This is a genomic window from Brevundimonas sp. FV1ye4L (assembly GCF_058681255.1).
In genome coordinates this window covers 3,031,947-3,049,412 of sequence record NZ_CM178734.1, presented here as the reverse complement: position 1 = coordinate 3,049,412, position 17,466 = coordinate 3,031,947, and the positions used below count along the sequence as shown (strand labels likewise).

Here is a 17,466-nt window from a genome sequence, read left to right as displayed (position 1 = left end):
TGAACTCAGAAGATGGGGGCGGCGCCGATGACGCCGGTCAGACGGCCGGGGGCGTTGCTCAGCCGCCCGTCCTCGGCCTGCACATAGCCCGTCAACACGAACAGCTTCAAGCCGCCCGCCGCCGCAAGGGGATCGGCGATCAGCCCGGCCTCGCCCAGAGCTTCCACGATCTTGGTCTCGGACCAGCCGCTGTCGGTGACCCAGAAGGTGCGGTCGCCCCCCGTCGGGCCCGAGATTTCCTTGGACACCAGAAAGGCCTGGGGCCGCGCCCGGCCGTCGTCCGGCAGGGCGGCGACGATCCTCAATTCTGGCCGGGCCAACAGCCGCCCCCACCAAGGCCGATCCGATGTCAGATCGAGCATGGCGCGAGACCCGCCTTCAACCGCCTTCAGTGCGTCATCGGCGGACAGGGGGCGGGACCCGAGACCATAACGGTCGGTCGCGAGAGCCTGAGCCAGACCACCGCACGTCACCAGGGACGGTCCTATCGCCGCCTCGATCCGCCCCCACAGCGCCTTCAGCGCCGAGCGCTCGACAGGGCCGACCTCGGCCGTCAGCTCGCGCAGGGCCAGCACCGCGGCGTCGAACCGATCGCGCGGGCCGGCGGCGACCCGGGCCCGCACAGCCTCGACCACCGCCCGGTCCAGCGCCGACAGGACGGCGTCGTCCTCGGGTTCTTCCAGCAATCCCATCAGAACAGCTTCGGCGCAGGGGCCAGGGGGAAGGGCCCCAGCCAGGTGCGCCCGTCCCGGAAGATGATGGTCAGCGCCATGTCTTCGCGCCCGGCGGCGTCGGCCGCCCCCGCGACCGCAGCGGCGCCGGCGGCGCCGACCCGGTTCACGGGCCCCTGGCGCGACTCCAGCAGGCCGGATAGGGCCGGCAGAGGTTTTTGAGACTGAAGGGCCACCTGACCCATCAGTCGCCCGTTGCCGTCGGCCTTCAACACCTCGCTGCTCAAGGTGGCGCGGCTGTCGCCCGCCTGAAGATCGCCCCGCACCTTCCGGAACGTCCCCCCGCCCTTGGTCCATTGTGAGAAGACCCCGGCCGCGTCCCCGAGCTTCAGCAGGTCCGCCCGACCGATGGTCGCCTCAAGCTGGGTGGTCAGTTGGCCGTCCTGGGCGAAGCCCTCGACCGGGCCGTCGCTTCGTCCCTGACCGTCCACCAGACGGAACATCACGTCGATGTCGTCGCTCGGGGTCGTGGAGCCTTCCAGATGGGGCCGGGAATAGAATTCGATCCGCGCCGCGCGGGCGATGGGGAAGGGTTCGCCGTCGGCCTGGGCGGTGAAGACCGGATTGACCAGCTCCAGCGCCAGATTGGGCCAGCGTTGGTCGATGCCGCTGGCGCTCATGCGGATGGCGTCGCCCCTGACCGCCACCTTGCCCTTGCCGGCGCGGGTCAGGGTCAGGCCGTCCGGCGCGACGACGACCCATTTGGTCGGCTGGTAAGCGTTGGCTTCGGCGTTCAGCTCTGGCGCGGATATGGCGTGGCCGGATGGGGCCGCGATCATCACCTGGGTCAGTTTCACATTGGCGCGGAACGGCCAGCCTAAGATCTGCTTGTCATCGTAACGCACGTCCCAGCCCGCCTGACGCATGGTCACGGCCTGGGCCTCCAGTCCCTTGTCGATCTGGCGCGTCAGATAGAACCACCAGCCCGTCCAGCCGGCCAGGGCGATCAGCACGACGATGAAGGGGGCGTAGAGGCCCGCGCGGCTGTGTCGCTTGATGGGAAGCTCGGTCATGGGGTCTTCTTAGTCGAAGCGAAGGCTTGCTCGCTAGCGTCAGGAACGTCGCCGCGACGACGATGTTCAGTCCGCCAGGAAGGTGCGTACCGTCTCCACCGCATCGGCCAGGCCCATCCGCTGGACCTCGGTCCCCGGCGGCAGGCTGGCGAACAGGCGCGTCGGGGTGGCGGCGTCCAGCATCAGGAACACCCCCTTGTCGTCGCCGCGCCGGATCAGTCGCCCGAAGGCCTGGGCGATGCGGGCGCGGGCCAGGGCGTCGTCGTATCCCTTGCCTTGCGAGAACTGTCCGCCCAGCCGTTCGCGCCGCGCCTTGTGCAGCAGGTCCGGGCGCGGCCAGGGCACGCGGTCGAAGGCCAGCACGCGCAGGGACCGTCCCGGCACATCCACCCCGTCCCGCACCGCGTCCGTGCCCAGCAGACAGGCGTTCTCCTCCACGCGGAACATGTCCACCAGGGCGCCGACCTCCAGCGGATCCACGTGTTGCGCGTACAGCGGCACCCCTGCCCTGGCCAGGTCCGGCCCCAGCCGCTCATAGACCGCCTTCAACCGTCGAATGGCGGTGAACAGGCCCAGTCCCCCGCCCCCGGCGGCCAGAAACAGTTCGCGCATCGCCGCCGCCGTCTGGCGCGGGTCGTCCTTGACCAGGTCGTTGACGACGATGACCCGGCTGTTGGCCGCATAGTCGAACGGACTCTCGACCTTCAGCGTGCGCGGCGGCTCGATCAGCCGGGCGGAGCCGGTCCGCAGACGCGCCAGGTCGAACGGGTCCTCCTGCAACGGATCGGACAGGGTCGCCGAGGTCACCAGCACCCCGTGCGCGGGCGCGATCACCGCCGCCTCCAGCGGCACGGTCGGGTCGATCCAGTGGCGACGCAGGGCCACGTCATGGATGCGGCCGAACGCGGTCTCGGCCGACAGCCAGTCGACGAAGTCCGGGTCAGGCTCGTCCCCGCCGTCCTCCAGCGCCGCCAGCATCGAGCGCCAGCCCGGCAAGGTCATCCGCGCGCGCCGGTCCAGCCCCCGCAGCGCCCCCTCGATCCGCGACCGCTGCGACCCGTCCAGCTCCGCCGCCTCGTCATCCAGAATATCCTCCAGATGCCGCGACAGGGCCAGCAGGGGCGCCTCGATGGCGGCCAGGGCCTGGGCCGCCGCCCGCGCGGTCTCGGCCACCGGATCGGTCACGGGCTTCAGCGCGCACTCCATGCCGAACTCGGCGCCGCCATAGGTGTTGGTCTCGGCGGTGCGGGCGCGCAGTTGATCCAGGGCCGCAGCCAGGAAGGCCTCGATAGGACCGATAGGGTTCACCTCGCCGGACGCCGGAGCGACCCGACCCGACACACCCTCGCCCGGCAGCGCCGCCGAAGCGCGAATGGCGTCCTGCAAGGCCTTCAGCGCCGCATCATTGTCCCCGACCATGTCGCCCAGCCGCTGCTCCAGCCCGCGACCGCGCCGGCCTCGCCCTTCCGGACCGCGGATCCAGCGGCGCAGCTCGGCCGCCTCCTGGCCCGACAGACAGGCGGAAAAGGCGCTGTCCGCGGCGTCGAACAGGTGGTGACCCTCGTCGAATACGATGCGCTTCAGGGCCGCCGTCTCGCCGTCCTGCTTCTGGCCCCGGGCCGAGCGCGCGCCGTCGAACGCGGCCTGGGTCAGAACCAGGGCGTGGTTGGCGATGACCAGGTCCGCGCGGCGGCTGGCGCGGATGGTCTTCTCGACGAAACAGCTGCGATAGTGAGGACAGGCGGCGTGGACGCATTCGCCGCGCCGATCCACCAGATTGGCCGCCCCCGCCGCATGGGCGGGCGGCATGGCGAACAGACCGGGCAGCCAGCCCGGGAAATCCCCTCCGGTCATGTCGCCGTCGCGGGTGTGCAGCGCCCAGCGCCCCGCCAGGGCCAGGCCGATCAGATCGCCGTTCCCCAACTGGGCCGCCTGGACCATGTCCTGAAGATTGAGGACGCACAGATAGTTCTCACGCCCCTTGCGGATCACGGTCTTCTTGCGCCGCTCCTCCGGATCGGGCCACAGCGACTGGCTCTCGCGGTCGATCTGGCGTTGCAGAGCCCGCGTATAGGTCGAGATCCAGGCCGCCCCCTGGTTCCGCTCGGCCCAAAGCGAGGCGGGCGCCAGATAGCCCAGGGTCTTGCCCGTCCCCGTGCCCGCCTCGGCCAGCAGCACGCGCGGCCGCCCCTCCTCGTTGCGGGGCGAAAAGGCGAAGGCGGCCTCGGCGGCATAGTCGGACTGGGTCGGCCGCGTCTCATCCAACCCCGAAGCCTGCAACAGTTTGGCCAGCCGGATGCGCGCGCTTTCGCTGTCCACCGGGGCAGACCCTGCCTCGCCACGCGGCGCCTCGTCCTCCCACTCCGTCAGCCGGCTCCAGACGTCCAGCCCCGAGCCGCGATGCTGGCGCGCCCGCACCCCGCCGGCCTCCAGGGCCTGCACCACCCGTTCGCCCCAGGCCCACCCCGCGCGTTGCAGGGTCAAGGCCAGGACATAGGCGGCCTCTCGTTCCGGATAGGCGGGCGCCGCCAGTTCACGCAGCAGTACAGCCGCCGCCTCGCGTAACACCGCCGCCTGCGCCTCGGGCGACTTCGGCTCCGACAGCCCCAGCGACAGCGCCAGCCCTGTCGGCGACGGCGCACAGAACTGCGCCGGCCGCACGAAGGCGTACAGCTCCAGCACATCCATCAAGTCATCCGACCGGGGCGGCGGCGTCAGCCCCAGCCGCCGCGCCGTCAGCGACGCGTGGGCCACCAGCACCGGCCCGCCGGTGAAAAAGCCCTCGGCCGCCCCCCGCCCAATCTTCCTCGCCCCCGCCTCGTCGCACACCGCCCCCGCGCCCGGCGGAGTGGCGAGCGCCGGCGGCAGGTCGAGCCAAGGCTCGGCGCCGGTCAGGCGGGATTCTGCGATGACGGATTCGTCGGACACGGCCGATAGATAGCGACCTCGGGGCTGAAACGGAACGGGAACATGCTATATGCCGTTCGTGACGACCGCCGCCGCTCCCGCAACGCTTCCACCGCTGTTCGCCGACTGGTTCGCTGCGCGCGGCTGGTCGCCCCGGCGTCATCAGCTGGAAATGGTCGCGGCGGGTCAGGCCGGGACGCACGCCTTGCTGGTCGCGCCGACAGGCGGGGGCAAGACGTTGGCCGGCTTCCTGCCCAGTCTGATCGACCTGGCGGAACGCGGCCCCAAGCCGCAGACGGGACCGGGGTCGGGCGTCCACACCCTTTATCTGTCGCCGCTGAAGGCCCTGACCACCGACGTCGAGCGCAATCTGATGACCCCGATCCGCGAGATTGGGCTGAACATCCACGTCGAGACCCGAACCGGCGACACCAAACAGTCCAAGCGCCAGCGTCAGCGCGACTTCCCCCCCGACATCCTGCTGACCACGCCCGAACAGCTGGCCCTGTTCTGCGCCTGGGAAGGGGCGCGGTCCTATTTCGCCGACCTGAAATGCGTCGTGCTGGACGAGGTCCACGCCATCTGGAGCGGCAAGCGCGGGGACCTGCTGTCGCTGGGGTTAGGGCGGCTACAGCAGTTTTCGCCGGGTATGCGTCGGGTGGGGCTGAGCGCGACCATCGAAGACCCGGATCTGATCCGGGGGTGGCTGGCCCCGAGACTCCCTTCTCCCCTTGCGGGAGAAGGTGGCTCGCGCAGCGAGACGGATGAGGGCTTGCTTCCGAACGTACCGGCGCCCGCCGTCGAGGCCGAACCGACCCCTCATCCGAGCCCTCCGGGCCCACCTTCTCCCGCAAGGGGAGAAGAAGTCGTCCTCGTGAAGGGCGACCCCGGCGCGGCGGCCGTCATCGACGTCCTGATCTCCGAGGGCAAGGTGCCCTGGGCCGGTCACACCGGCCGCCACGCTATCCCGGAGGTCTACGCCGCCATCCAGCGCGCGGGCTTGGCCCTGATCTTCGTAAACACCCGCTGGCAGTCGGAATTCGTCTTCCAGCAGCTCTGGGCGATCAACGACGACAATCTGCCCATCGGCCTGCACCACGGCTCGCTCGCGGCAGAGCAAAGGCGCAAGATCGAGGCCGCCATGGCGCGCGGCGATCTGCGCGCCGTCGTCTGTACCTCCACCCTGGACCTCGGCATCGACTGGGGCGACGTCGACCTGGTCATCCAGATGGCGGCGCCCAAGGGCTCCAGTCGCCTGGTCCAGCGGATCGGCCGCGCCAATCACCGGCTGGACGAGCCGTCGCGCGCCTTGCTGGTCCCCGCCAGCCGGTTCGAGATGCTGGAATGCCAGGCGGCGCGCGAGGCGGTGGCCGACAACGCCTTCGACTGGGAGCCGATCCATATCGGCACCCTGGACACCCTGGCCCAGCACATCATGGGCGTCGCCTGTTCGGAGGCCTTCGACATCCAGGCCCTGTATGACGAGATCACCGGCTGCGGCCCCTATCGCGACCTGACCTGGGAGCAGTTCGAGGAGGTGGTCGATTTCGTCGCCACCGGCGGCTATGCGCTGCGCACCTACGACCGGTTCGCCCGCATCGTCCGCACCCCGGACGGCCGATGGAAGGTGCGCAACCAGCACATCGCCCAGCGCCACCGGATGAACGTCGGCGCTATCGTCTCCGCCGGAACCCTGAACGTACGGATCGCCGGTCGTCGCGGCGGGGCCTCGCGCCAGTTGGTCCCAGGTCGCAAGGTGGGCGAGGCCGAGGAATGGTATTTCGAACAGCTGACGCCGGGCGACACCTTCCTGTTTGCGGGCCAGGTCTGGGCGTTTCAGGGCATTGTCGGGACCGACGCCCTGGTCAGCCACGCCAATGACAAGGAGCCCAAGATCCCGTCCTGGGGCGGGTCCAAATTTCCCCTGTCCACCTCCCTGGCCGACCGGGTGCGCACCATGGTTCAGGACCCCGATCACTGGCGCGTCCTGCCGCCCGACGTGCAGGAATGGCTGGAGCTTCAGGCCGAACGCTCGGCAATTCCCGACGCCGAATCCATGCTGGTCGAGACCTTTCCGCGCGGCAGTCGGCATTTCCTGGTCGCCTACCCGTTCGAAGGCAATCTGGCCCACACCACCCTGTGCATGCTGCTGACCCGGCGGCTTGACCGGCTGGGCGTCGGGCCGCTGGGTTTCGTCGTCACCGACTATTCCCTGGCGATCTGGTCCATCAAGCCGATGGACCAGATCGACCTGGACGCCCTGTTCCAATCCGACATGCTGGGCGACGACCTGGAGGCCTGGCTGGAGGAGAGCTTCATGATGAAGCGGTCCTTCCGCAATTGCGCCCTGATCTCGGGCTTGATCGAGCGCCGCCAGCCGGGCGCCGAGAAGACCGGGCGGCAAGTGACCTTCTCCACCGACCTGATCTACGACGTGCTCCGCCGCCACCAGCCCGACCATCTGTTGCTGAAGACCGCCCGCGCCGACGCCGCGTCCGGCCTGCTCGACGTGGCGCGGCTGGGCCAGATGCTGGCGCGGATCGAAGGCCGGATCCGGCACCAGCCCCTGACGCGGCCCTCGCCCTTCTGCGTGCCGGTCCTGGTCCAGATCGGCCGCGAGCGGGTCGGCGGGGACGCTGCGGAGATGATCCTGGACGAGAGCGCCGAACATCTGATCGCCGAAGTCATGGATGAGGACGCGGCATGAACGCCGCCCTACGCCAGACCCTGGCCCCAGCTCGCAAGCCCTGCGGTTCGTTGCGGGTCCAGATCGCGGGCGAGACCTGCGTACTGCGCTGTTCCGGCGCCCTGTGGCTTCCGGCCTATCGCGCCCTGATCGCGGCGGATCTGCACCTTGAGAAGGGCTCGGCCTTCGCCGCGCGCGGCCAGATGCTGCCGCCCTACGACAGCCGCGCCACCCTGGACCGACTTGAAGCCGAGATCGCCGATCTGAAGCCAGCGATGATCGTGCTCCTGGGCGACAGTTTTCACGACACACGGGCCATCCCTCGCATGGCCGCCGAAGACCGAGACCGACTAGACCGGCTCTCCGCCGGACGAGATTGGCTGTGGCTGGAGGGCAATCACGACCGCCAAGCCCTGGCGAACCAGGCCGGCCTCTCATCCGCCCTGCCCGGTCGGGTCGTCGGCGACCTGACCCTCGGCGGCCTGCGGCTGACGCACGAACCCGAGGCGCTGACAGCGGATAACGACCGCCACGGCGAGGTGGCGGGCCATCTCCATCCCGCAGCACGCGTGGTCGGCTATGGTCGCGGCGTACGACGCCCCTGTTTCGTCACCGACGGCTCACGGCTGCTCCTGCCCGCCTTCGGGGCCTTCACCGGCGGGCTCAACGTCCGCGATCCCGCCGTTGCGGGACTGTTCCCGAAGGACCCTCTCGCCGCAGTTCTCGGTCGCGACAAGGTTCACGCCATCGCCTGGTCCAGCCTGCTCTGAGGCAGAGCACGCAGCAGCGGCGTTCGTAAACGGTTCAGCATATCGCTTCACCGCATCTTGGGGCGGCCTGTGCAGGATGGCGTCATCACCGTCCTGGACGCCCTCCTCCATGCTCACGTCGCGCCGCATCATCCTCGCCGCTCGCCTGCTGTTCGTTTTCGCCGCGACAGGCATGGCCGTTTTGATGCTCGGCCCCTTTCAGGGCCTGGAGCAGGCGTTCGGCTTGAACGACAAGGCCGCCCACGCCCTCGCCTTCTACGGCATGACGGTCGGCCTGTTCCTGATCTCGCCGAGCCGCCGCCGCGATGATCTGGTCGTCTTCGCCATAGCCGCCGCCCTCGCCGCCGAAGGGTTGCAGTTCTTCACAGGCCGCAGCGTCTCGGTGGGGGATTTCCTCGCCGGAGCCGGCGGAGCCGTGGCCGCCTGGCTGCCCGGGTTTGTCGAACAGGTGCGTCATGCCGCACGGCGCCACCCGAACCTCACGCTTGCTCAGGCGTCGGCCATTAACCGTCGTCGTCGAGCACAAACCTCGGCTGTTCAAAAGCCCGCGTCGCCCGCGCGCGTTCGGCGGACCTGACCCATTGACCTTGTCCCGAGGTACGACCGTTTCTTCTCGTCGTTTACCGAAGGTTTTCATGTCGCGGCTAAGTTGACGCCATGACTCTCAGAACGAGACCGTTCATGCAGGCGGAAGCGCAACATATCGACCCTTTCCCCGGCGGGAGTTTCGCGACCTCCGCCCCGGGGCCCATTGTCGCCCCGGACGTCACGGACCAGCTTGAAACGGCCCGCGCGCGGGTCGAGACTCGCTTCTCCCACGCCGGACAACAGTTGGCCGGCTCGCTGGAGATGATCGGCGGCTTGATCGAGGCGCTTGACCGGCTGGGCCTGACGCTGAACGTCGACTCGGTTTCCCGGACCAGCAACGACCTGCTTTCAACCGCATCGGGCCTCAGCGCCCTGCCGCAATCTCAGAAGCGCCGCGTCGCCCATCTGGATCAGCTGAAAACCGCCAGCGCCTCGCTGGACACCGACATCGACACGATGCGCACGACGCTGCGCTATCTGCGCGCCTTCGCCCTGAACGTGAAGATCACAGCCGGCTCGACCATCCGCGGAGCGGACGAATTCGCCGGCTTCGCCGACCGCATGTGTCAGCAGTTGGACTTCGGCGTCACCCAACTCGACGAACTGGCCGACGAACTGACGCGCCTTCGCAATCAGCTCGACGGCGCCCTGACCTTCGAACAGGGCCTGGGCGGCAAGTACAAGCAGCTGATCCCCGCAGTGCCGGACAAGCTGGCGGTCGACGCCGAGACCCTGCGCGTCCACCACGCCCGCATCGCCGAGGTCGCCGCGTCGGTCGCCGCCATCGCGCGGGACATACAGATGAAGGTCGGCAAGGCCTTGATGGCGCTACAGATCGGCGACATCACCCGCCAGCGGATCGAGCACGTTCAACTCGGCATTCAGGTGTCGGCCCGCACCGTCGCCGAGGCGGATCTATCCCCCGAGGCCCGTGACCGTGCTGAACGCCGGCTGCTGCACATGGTCGCCGACCAGATGGCGGACATCGCCACAGACTTCGAGGCCGAGGCCGCCAAGGTGACGCAGAACCTGGCGGGCATGGCCAAGGACACGACCCAGTTGATGGTCATACACGGCCTCTCCGACGACGGAGGCGACCTTCGGGACCTCGAAGTCAGCCTCGGTCGCGCCGGTCTGTTGGTCGATGACGTCACGGCGGCGATGACCAATGCTCAGCGGATCAGCGGCGAGACCGTCTCGTCTGTCGAGGCCCTGGCGCGTCGGGTCGACGCCATCCAGAAGGTCAAGCGCGACATCCAGCAGATGGCGATCAACAGCAGCCTACGCTGCAACCGGCTGGGCGAGATCGGCAAGCCGCTCAGCGTCATCGCCATCGAATTGAGCAGCCACGCCAGCCATCTGGAAGACGCCGCAGACCAGACGCTGGGTTCTCTAAAGTCCCTGGCCGAACTGGCGCACAGTGTTTCGGAAGACGAACCCGAAGGCGCCCAACTCGACGCGGGCCGCCTCAATCGCGTGCACGAGGATCTGCGCCGCGCGGCCGACGTGGTGGAAAAGGACCTGGCCGGGCTGGGCGCTCAGGGTGAGGAGACCGCACGGTCTCTGGCCCAGGCCGCCGACCAGTTGGGCCTCAAAGAGGATCTGGGCGACGCCCTGCATGCCGCCGCTGTCGCTCTGGCCGAGGCGGCCGGACCGGTCGTCGATGACCTGACAGATATCGCCGGGGTGGTGGACGCCGCCCTGACCGAGATCGGCCGCTGCTACACCATGGCGCGTGAGCGGACCATCCACGCGGCTCACGCCGTCTTCAGCGAGGCCGACCGAATCGAAGCCCAGCAGGATGACGCCACGGTGGACGCGCCAGTCGAGCCCGCCGAGGCTGCCGACGAATTCGACGACCTGCTGTTCTGAAAAGAAGACGCCTGCGATACGCACGTGTCGCAGGCGTCGATCCAGTCTATCTGGACCGATCGACGGCCATAATCTCGCGGGCGATATGCTCCAGCGCCATCACCTTCTGGGCGGCGCCGCGCGCAATGGCTTCCTTGGGCATGCCGAAGACGATCGAGCTCGCCTCGTCCTGCGCCACCGTCGTGGCGCCGGCCTCCTTCAGCTCCAGCAGACCGCGGGCGCCGTCGTCGCCCATGCCCGTCATGATCACGCCCATGGCGTTTTTGCCGGCCGCACGGGCGGCTGAGCGGAACAGCACATCGACGGAGGGGCGGTGGCGCGACACGGGCGGTCCATCCTTGATCGCCACCTGATAGCGGGCGCCGTGGCGTTCCAGCAGCATATGTTTGTCGCCCGGTGCGATCAGGACGTGCCCCCGCAGGACGGGGTCGCCGTGTTGGGCCTCCTTCACCTCAACCTCGCACAAGGTGTTGAGCCGCTTTGAAAAGGCGGCGGTGAAACCCGCCGGCATGTGCTGGACGATCACGATCCCGGGCGCATTGGCCGGCAGGGCCTGCAGCACCTCGCGCAGCGCCTCGGTCCCGCCCGTCGAGGCCCCAAGACAGGCGACCATTTCGGTGGTGCGGGCCATGGCGGCGCCCGTCGGCGGCGGCAACATGGCGTCGGCGGTCAATTTGGTGCCCGGATCCAGGCTCCGTGTCGTCGGGCGCCGAGCCCCCACGCGCGCACGCGCGGCCGCCTTGACCACGTCGCGAATTCGATCGGCGCTCTCGGCCAGATGGTCCGCCGCACCGATGCGCGGCTTCAGGATGATATCGACGGCGCCGGCTTCCAGCGCCTGCATCAAGGTCTCGGATCCGGCCTCGGTCAAGGACGAGCACATGACCACGGGGATCGGCCGCTGGGCCATCAGCTTGCGCAGGAAGGTGATGCCGTCCATGCGCGGCATCTCGACATCCAGGGTGATGACGTCGGGCACGTCCTCGGCGATACGGCGCGCCGCGACGAAGGGATCGGAGGCCACGCCCATGACCTCGATGCCGGGATCGGCGGAAAGAACATCGACCAGGGTCTGGCGCACACTAGCCGAGTCGTCGATGACCAGGACGCGGACCTTGGGCATGGGATCAGGTCTTTCTGAATACGGTGTTGGCCACAGTGACCAGGGGCAGTTCGATACCGGTGATGCTTTCGGAATGGCCGATGAATAGGTGTCCGCCGGGCTTCAGCCGATCGCACAGACGCTTCAGCACCTTGGCCTGAGTCTGTTTGTCGAAATAGATCATGACGTTCCGGCACATGATCATGTCGAACGGGTCGCCGACCGAATAGGTCTCGTCCATCAGATTGACCCGCGCCAGAGAGAGTTTCGCCCGCAACGAAGGATGGATGCGGCCCTCGCGACGGGCCCCGTCGCGCGCGGTCATGACCCAGCGCCGCATATCGGCGGGCACCGGCGTCAGCATCTCGCTGGGATAGACGCCGCGCAACGCCGTCTCCAGCACGTCGGTCGACAGGTCAGTGCCCAGGATCTGGTAGTCCGGCCCGCCCTGCTCGTCGGCGAACTTCTGCATCACCATGGCCATGGTGTAGGGCTCGGCGCCCATCGAACAGGCGGCGCTCCAGGCGCGGATACGGCGCACGCCCGAGGCCTTGAGTTCAGGCAGGACGTGGCTGGCCATATAGTCGAAGTGCCGCGGCTCGCGGAAAAAGTCGGTCTTGTTGGTCGTCACCGCGTCGATCAGATAGACGGACTCGGCCTCGAGCCCGTCTTCCTTGAACAGATAGTCGCAGTAGTCGTCGAAGGTCGGGTGGCCTGTGCTACGCAGACGACGCCTCAGCCGTCCTTCCAGCATGGTGCGCTTCGACGAGGGCATCTTGATGCCGCTATAATCGTAGATGTACCTGGCCAGACGCTCGAAATTGCGGGCGCTGATCTGATCGATGATCGGGGCGGTCTGTTCTAGCGCCGCTTGTGACAAGGCCATGCTCTTTCAGGAAGATTTCAACGACCGTCAGGCCGCGCGTTCGACGTCGGAGAAGGACGCCAGGGAGACGGCGTCAGTGCGGGACAGCAGACGCGCCAGGTCGATCAAGACGACGAAGCCGTCGTCGCGCCGCACCACGCCCGAGATATAGTCCGAGCGCCATTTGACGCCGATGTCAGGCGACGGCTCGATCTGGTCGGCGCTGAAGACTGTGACCTCGAACACCCGGTCGGCAACCAGGCCCAGGCTCAGGGTTCGGTCTTCCAGCGGGATGTCCAGCACCAGGATGCGAGTGTTCAACGTCGGTTCGACCGCCGCCATGCCCAGGCGGATCCTCAGATCCGCCGTCGGCACGCCCCGGCCCCGCACATCCGTCAGGCCCAGCAGATAGTCGGGGCCGTTCGGGATGCGCGAAGGCGGGTGATAGGTCAGGATTTCCCGCACCAGTCCGACCGGAGCGGCGAAGACCTCGTCGCCCAGGCCGAAGGTGACATACTGGCCCTCGGCGGCTTCAGCCATCAGGCGCTCTCCCGGAAGTCCATGTCCTCGGCGTCCGCGCCGCCGACAGCCATGTCCAGGGCGAAGCCCTTGGCGCGGGCCTGCTGGGCGTGAACCGCCGTCTTGGCCGGGGCGGCCTTGGCGACCGGACGCGCCGCCGGCTTGGCGGCGGGCTTGAAGGTCGAGGCGCGGGCCGGAGCGCGGGCCGAGGCCCGGGCGCCGGCGGCGTCGGTGCGGAAGAAGGCGATCGAGGTCTGGAGTTCCTCGGCCTGAGCCGCCAGTTCCTCGGAGGTGGCCGACATCTGCTCGGACGCGCCGGCGTTCTGCTGGGTCACCTTGTCCAGTTGCTGGATGGCCTCGTTGATCTGGCTGGCGCCGACGTCCTGCTCGCGGCAGGCGGCGCTGATCTCCGACACCAGTTCGGCGGTCTTGCGGATGTCCGGCACCAGGCGTTGCAGCATCTCGCCGGCTTCCTGAGCCGCCTTGACCGTGTCGCCCGAGACCGCGCCGATTTCGGCCGCGGCCGTCTGGCTGCGTTCGGCCAGCTTGCGCACTTCCGAGGCGACGACGGCGAAGCCCTTGCCATGTTCCCCGGCGCGAGCGGCCTCGACCGCGGCGTTCAGCGCCAGCAGATCGGTCTGACGGGCGATCTCCTGCACGATGCCGATCTTGTCGGCGATGGTGCGCATGGCCTCCACCGCGCGGTTGACCGCCTCGCCGCTGGCCTCGGCGTCCTTGGACGACTGACGCGAGATCTTCTCGGTCTGGGCGGCGTTGTCGGCGTTCTGCTTGATGTTGGCGGCCATCTCTTCCATCGAGGCCGAGGCCTGTTCGGCGGCGGCGGCCTGCTGAGTCGCGCCCTGGCTCATCTGTTCCGAGGTGGCCGACAGCTCCTGGCTACCCGAGGAGACGTTGTCGGCGGCCGACAGGGCGTCGGTGACGACGCCGCGCAGGCGTTCGACCATCGACTGAAGCGAAATGCCCAGGGTGTCCTTGTCCGACAGCGGCTTGGGCTGGACCGTCAGGTCGCCGTTGGCGATCTCGTCGGCCATGGTGGCTGTCGTTCTCAGATTTGCGACCATCCTTTCCAGCGCAATGCCCAGCGTGTCCTTGTCCGACATGGGCTTGGGCTGAACGCTAAGGTCGCCATTGGCGATCTCATCAGCCATCGCGGCGGTGGCCCTCAGATTGCCGACCATTCCTTGCAGGGACAGACCCAGGGTGTCCTTGTCTGACAACGCCTTGGGCTGGACGCTCAGGTCACCCCGGGCAATCTCGTCGGCCATGGCGGCCGTGGCCTTCAGGTTGGCGGTCATCCGGTTCACCGTCACGACTAGATCCTTGATCTCGTCGTTGGTCGTCACGGACACCTCGTGGTCCAGATCGCCGATGGCGACTGCGTCGATCGCCGTCGAGACCTTGCGCAGACCCAGAGTGACGGTCCGCGAGATCCAAAGAGCGGCGACAATGCCGATCACGAGACCTGCGACGACCAGGGCAATGAAGAGGGCGCGTGCTTCAGCGAATACCTTGTCCCCTTGCGCGCTGGCGGCCTGTCCGCCCTCGACGTTGAGTTTGACCAGCTTCACCGCGTCTGCAGACATGTCGTCGTATAGAGGCTTGACGGCCTCAAGCGCTTGGATTGCGGCTTCGTTCTGATTGGCGCGAGAGAAGGCCAGCATACGCTCGCTATCTCTCATATAATTTTCGTATTTGGCAGCGAACTGATCGTAGAGACGCTGCTCCTCATCAGACGCGACTAGGGATTCATATTTCGCCCGTTCGATCTTGATATAATCGAGCGTAGTGGCGATTTCCTTTTCGACTGCCGCCATGCGCACGGAATCGGTGGAAGCTACGTGATTATACTGTTGAATGCGCAGATCCGATGTTGCCGTATTGACATTGTGAATTGCGTCAAGAGCCGGCATCCAGTTTGCGGTGATGACCGTCGACTGATCGTTAACGCTGCTCATCTTCATGACGCCAACAACCCCGAGAATCACGGAGATCGCTAGAACAGCGGCGAAGGCGCCGGCCAGTTTCATCTTAATTGTTGCACGCATTTTATTGTTCTTTCAGAGAAACTACTGACGACCGTCAGGCCGCTCGGTCGATGTTGGAGAAGGACGCCAGGGAGACGGCGTCCGTACTGGACAGCAGTCGGGGCAGGTCGATCAGGACGACGAAGCCGTCGTCACGCCGTACGACGCCCGAGATATAGTCCGAGCGCCATTTGACGCCGATATCGGGCGACGGCTCGATCTGGTCAGCGGTGAAGGCCGTCACCTCGAACACCCGGTCGGCGACCAGACCCAGGCTCAGGGTCCGATCCTCCAGCGGGATATCCAACACCAGGATGCGGGTGTTCAGCGTCGGTTCGGTCGGCGCCATGCCCAGGCGGATCCGCAGATCCGCCGTCGGCACGCCCCGGCCCCGCACATCCGTCAGGCCCAGCAGATAGTCAGGGCCGTTCGGGACGCGCGAAGGCGGGTGGTAAGTCAGGATTTCCCGCACCAGCCCGACCGGGGCGGCGAAGACCTCATCGCCCAGGCCGAACGCGACATACTGGCCCTCCACCGCATTCGACATCAGGCGCTCTCCCGGAAGTCCATGTCCTCGGCGTCGGCGCCGCCGACAGCCATGTCCAGGGCGAAACCCTTGGCGCGGGCCTGCTGAGCGTGAACGCTCGGCTTGACGGGCGCAGCCTTGGCGACCGGGCGGCCGGCCGGCTTGGCGGCAGGCTTGAAGGTCGAGGCGCGGGCCGGAGCACGAGCCGGGGCGCGACTGCGGGCGCCCGCCGTATCAGTGCGGAAGAAGGCGATGGAGGTCTGGAGTTCCTCGGCCTGGGCCGCCAGTTCCTCGGAGGTGGCCGACATCTGCTCGGACGCGCCGGCGTTCTGCTGGGTAACCTTGTCCAGTTGTTGGATCGCCTCGTTGATCTGGCTCGCGCCGACGTCCTGCTCGCGGCAGGCGGCGCTGATCTCGGACACCAGTTCGGCGGTCTTGCGGATGTCCGGCACCAGGCGTTGCAGCATCTCGCCGGCTTCTTGGGCGGCCTTGACCGTGTCGCCCGAGACCGCGCCGATTTCGGCCGCGGCCGTCTGGCTGCGTTCGGCCAGCTTGCGCACTTCCGAAGCGACGACGGCGAAGCCCTTGCCGTGTTCCCCGGCGCGGGCGGCCTCGACCGCCGCGTTCAGGGCCAGCAGATCGGTCTGGCGGGCGATTTCCTGCACGATGCCGATCTTGTCGGCGATGGTGCGCATGGCCTCGACGGCGCGGTTGACCGCCTCGCCGCTGGCCTCGGCGTCCTTGGACGACTGACGCGAGATCTTCTCGGTCTGGGCGGCGTTGTCGGCGTTCTGCTTGATGTTGGCGGCCATCTCTTCCATCGAGGCCGAGGCCTGTTCGGCGGCGGCGGCCTGTTCGGTCGCGCCCTGGCTCATCTGTTCCGAGGTGGCCGACAGCTCCTGGCTGCCCGCCGAGACATTGTCGGCGGCCGACAGGGCGTCGGTGACGACGCCGCGCAGGCGTTCGACCATGGACTGAAGCGAAATGCCCAGCGTGTCCTTGTCCGACAGCGGCTTGGGCTGGACCGTCAGGTCGCCGTTGGCGATCTCGTCCGCCATGGTGGCCGTGGCCTTCAGATTGTCCGTCAGGCGGTTGAAGGCGTTGACCAGATCCTTGATCTCATCGTTCGACTTGATCTCGACCCGCTCGTCCAGATCGCCGATGGCGACGGCGTCGGCCACGGTCATCAGACGGCTCAGGCCGGTGCTGATGCCCAAGGCGATCCACAGGGCGAAGGCCACGGCGATGGCCAGCGCGGCAAGCGTCAGACCGATCACCAGATTGCGGGTTTCGGCGTACTGTTTGCCTGTGTCCTGAACGGCTTGGGACATGGCGGCATGGTTGCGAGTAACAATCTTGTCGAAGATTTCCGTCATTTCGGTCGCAACTTCACGACCTTCTCCATTGGAGAGCGCGATGGCTTGCGAGTTCTGCCCCGCGCGCACCAGTTCAGCCATTCGGCTTTCCATTGTCGTCATCTGCGACAATAGAGCTTCCAGTCTTTGCCAATCCGGCTTTCCGCTTGCGGAAGCTTTTTCTTCACCTGCCGCCACGAGCTCAGCCATGGCTTCGCGGGCCTGTTCGCCCGTCGCCACGTGGCGGCTCATTTCTTCGGGGGTCGAGGAAAGGATCAGGTTCTTTTCGGCCCGGATCGATTCCAGCAGGCGAATATTCGCCGTCTGGGAGTTCTCCAGCCGCTTCGCCGGACCCGCGATCACATCGTCCAAAGCCTGGTTCAGGCTGCCCAGGCTGTAGATGCCCAGGCCGGCGATGCCGACGAGCAGGACGATCATCATCCCGAAGCCGGCGGCCAATTTGGCCTTAATGGTAAAACGCATACTC

13 protein-coding genes are annotated in these 17,466 nt (G+C 67.5%); 4 read left to right on the top strand and 9 right to left on the bottom strand.

What is annotated here, in order from left to right; all coding sequences use genetic code 11:
- Positions 1 to 5: 5 nt before the first annotated feature.
- The 3 genes from ACW17X_RS14645 to ACW17X_RS14635 form a co-directional block, all read right to left on the bottom strand.
- Positions 6 to 692, bottom strand: a complete 687-nt coding sequence (locus ACW17X_RS14645) for a hypothetical protein (protein ID WP_492098491.1) — start codon at positions 690 to 692, stop codon at positions 6 to 8.
- Complete coding sequence (locus ACW17X_RS14640; protein ID WP_492098490.1) at positions 692 to 1,744, bottom strand: DUF2125 domain-containing protein; 1,053 nt, start codon at positions 1,742 to 1,744, stop codon at positions 692 to 694. Before ACW17X_RS14640 ends, ACW17X_RS14645 begins: the two co-directional genes overlap by 1 nt.
- Positions 1,745 to 1,810: 66 nt before the next feature.
- Positions 1,811 to 4,672, bottom strand: coding sequence for an ATP-dependent DNA helicase (locus ACW17X_RS14635; RefSeq protein ID WP_492098488.1), 2,862 nt, complete (start codon positions 4,670 to 4,672; stop codon positions 1,811 to 1,813).
- Between the two features lie 49 nt (positions 4,673 to 4,721).
- On the opposite strand from ACW17X_RS14635, the gene ACW17X_RS14630 reads away from it, so the two are divergent.
- The 4 genes from ACW17X_RS14630 to ACW17X_RS14615 all read left to right on the top strand — a co-directional run bounded on the left by ACW17X_RS14630 (position 4,722) and on the right by ACW17X_RS14615 (position 10,567).
- Complete coding sequence (locus ACW17X_RS14630) at positions 4,722 to 7,358, top strand: ligase-associated DNA damage response DEXH box helicase (protein ID WP_492098486.1); 2,637 nt, start codon at positions 4,722 to 4,724, stop codon at positions 7,356 to 7,358.
- A complete protein-coding gene (gene pdeM, locus ACW17X_RS14625; protein ID WP_492098484.1) occupies positions 7,355 to 8,107 on the top strand; it encodes a ligase-associated DNA damage response endonuclease PdeM in 753 nt (250 codons plus the stop codon). The genes ACW17X_RS14630 and pdeM overlap by 4 nt, the downstream gene beginning before the upstream one ends.
- A 109-nt stretch (positions 8,108 to 8,216) precedes the next feature.
- Positions 8,217 to 8,684: a hypothetical protein gene (locus ACW17X_RS14620; protein WP_492098482.1), complete on the top strand. Its 468-nt coding sequence runs from the start codon at positions 8,217 to 8,219 to the stop codon at positions 8,682 to 8,684.
- 104 nt (positions 8,685 to 8,788) lie between these two features.
- On the top strand, positions 8,789 to 10,567 hold the full coding sequence (locus tag ACW17X_RS14615) for a hypothetical protein (RefSeq protein WP_492098480.1): 1,779 nt from the start codon (positions 8,789 to 8,791) through the stop codon (positions 10,565 to 10,567).
- Between the two features lie 46 nt (positions 10,568 to 10,613).
- On the opposite strand, the gene ACW17X_RS14610 is transcribed toward ACW17X_RS14615, so the two are convergent.
- The 6 genes from ACW17X_RS14610 to ACW17X_RS14585 are packed head-to-tail and all read right to left on the bottom strand — an operon-like array spanning position 10,614 to position 17,462.
- Positions 10,614 to 11,690 (bottom strand): protein-glutamate methylesterase/protein-glutamine glutaminase, encoded by a 1,077-nt coding sequence (locus ACW17X_RS14610; RefSeq protein ID WP_492098479.1) that lies wholly within the window; start codon positions 11,688 to 11,690, stop codon positions 10,614 to 10,616.
- Positions 11,691 to 11,694: 4 nt separating this feature from the next.
- Positions 11,695 to 12,555, bottom strand: a complete 861-nt coding sequence (locus ACW17X_RS14605) for a CheR family methyltransferase (protein WP_492098477.1) — start codon at positions 12,553 to 12,555, stop codon at positions 11,695 to 11,697.
- Between the two features lie 27 nt (positions 12,556 to 12,582).
- On the bottom strand, positions 12,583 to 13,074 hold the full coding sequence (locus ACW17X_RS14600) for a chemotaxis protein CheW (protein WP_492098475.1): 492 nt from the start codon (positions 13,072 to 13,074) through the stop codon (positions 12,583 to 12,585).
- On the bottom strand, positions 13,074 to 15,119 hold the full coding sequence (locus ACW17X_RS14595) for a HAMP domain-containing methyl-accepting chemotaxis protein (protein WP_492098473.1): 2,046 nt from the start codon (positions 15,117 to 15,119) through the stop codon (positions 13,074 to 13,076). The genes ACW17X_RS14600 and ACW17X_RS14595 overlap by 1 nt, the downstream gene beginning before the upstream one ends.
- Positions 15,120 to 15,153: 34 nt before the next feature.
- On the bottom strand, positions 15,154 to 15,645 hold the full coding sequence (locus tag ACW17X_RS14590) for a chemotaxis protein CheW (RefSeq protein ID WP_492098471.1): 492 nt from the start codon (positions 15,643 to 15,645) through the stop codon (positions 15,154 to 15,156).
- A complete protein-coding gene (locus ACW17X_RS14585; protein WP_492098469.1) occupies positions 15,645 to 17,462 on the bottom strand; it encodes a methyl-accepting chemotaxis protein in 1,818 nt (605 codons plus the stop codon). Before ACW17X_RS14585 ends, ACW17X_RS14590 begins: the two co-directional genes overlap by 1 nt.
- Between the last annotated feature and the right edge of the window lie 4 nt (positions 17,463 to 17,466).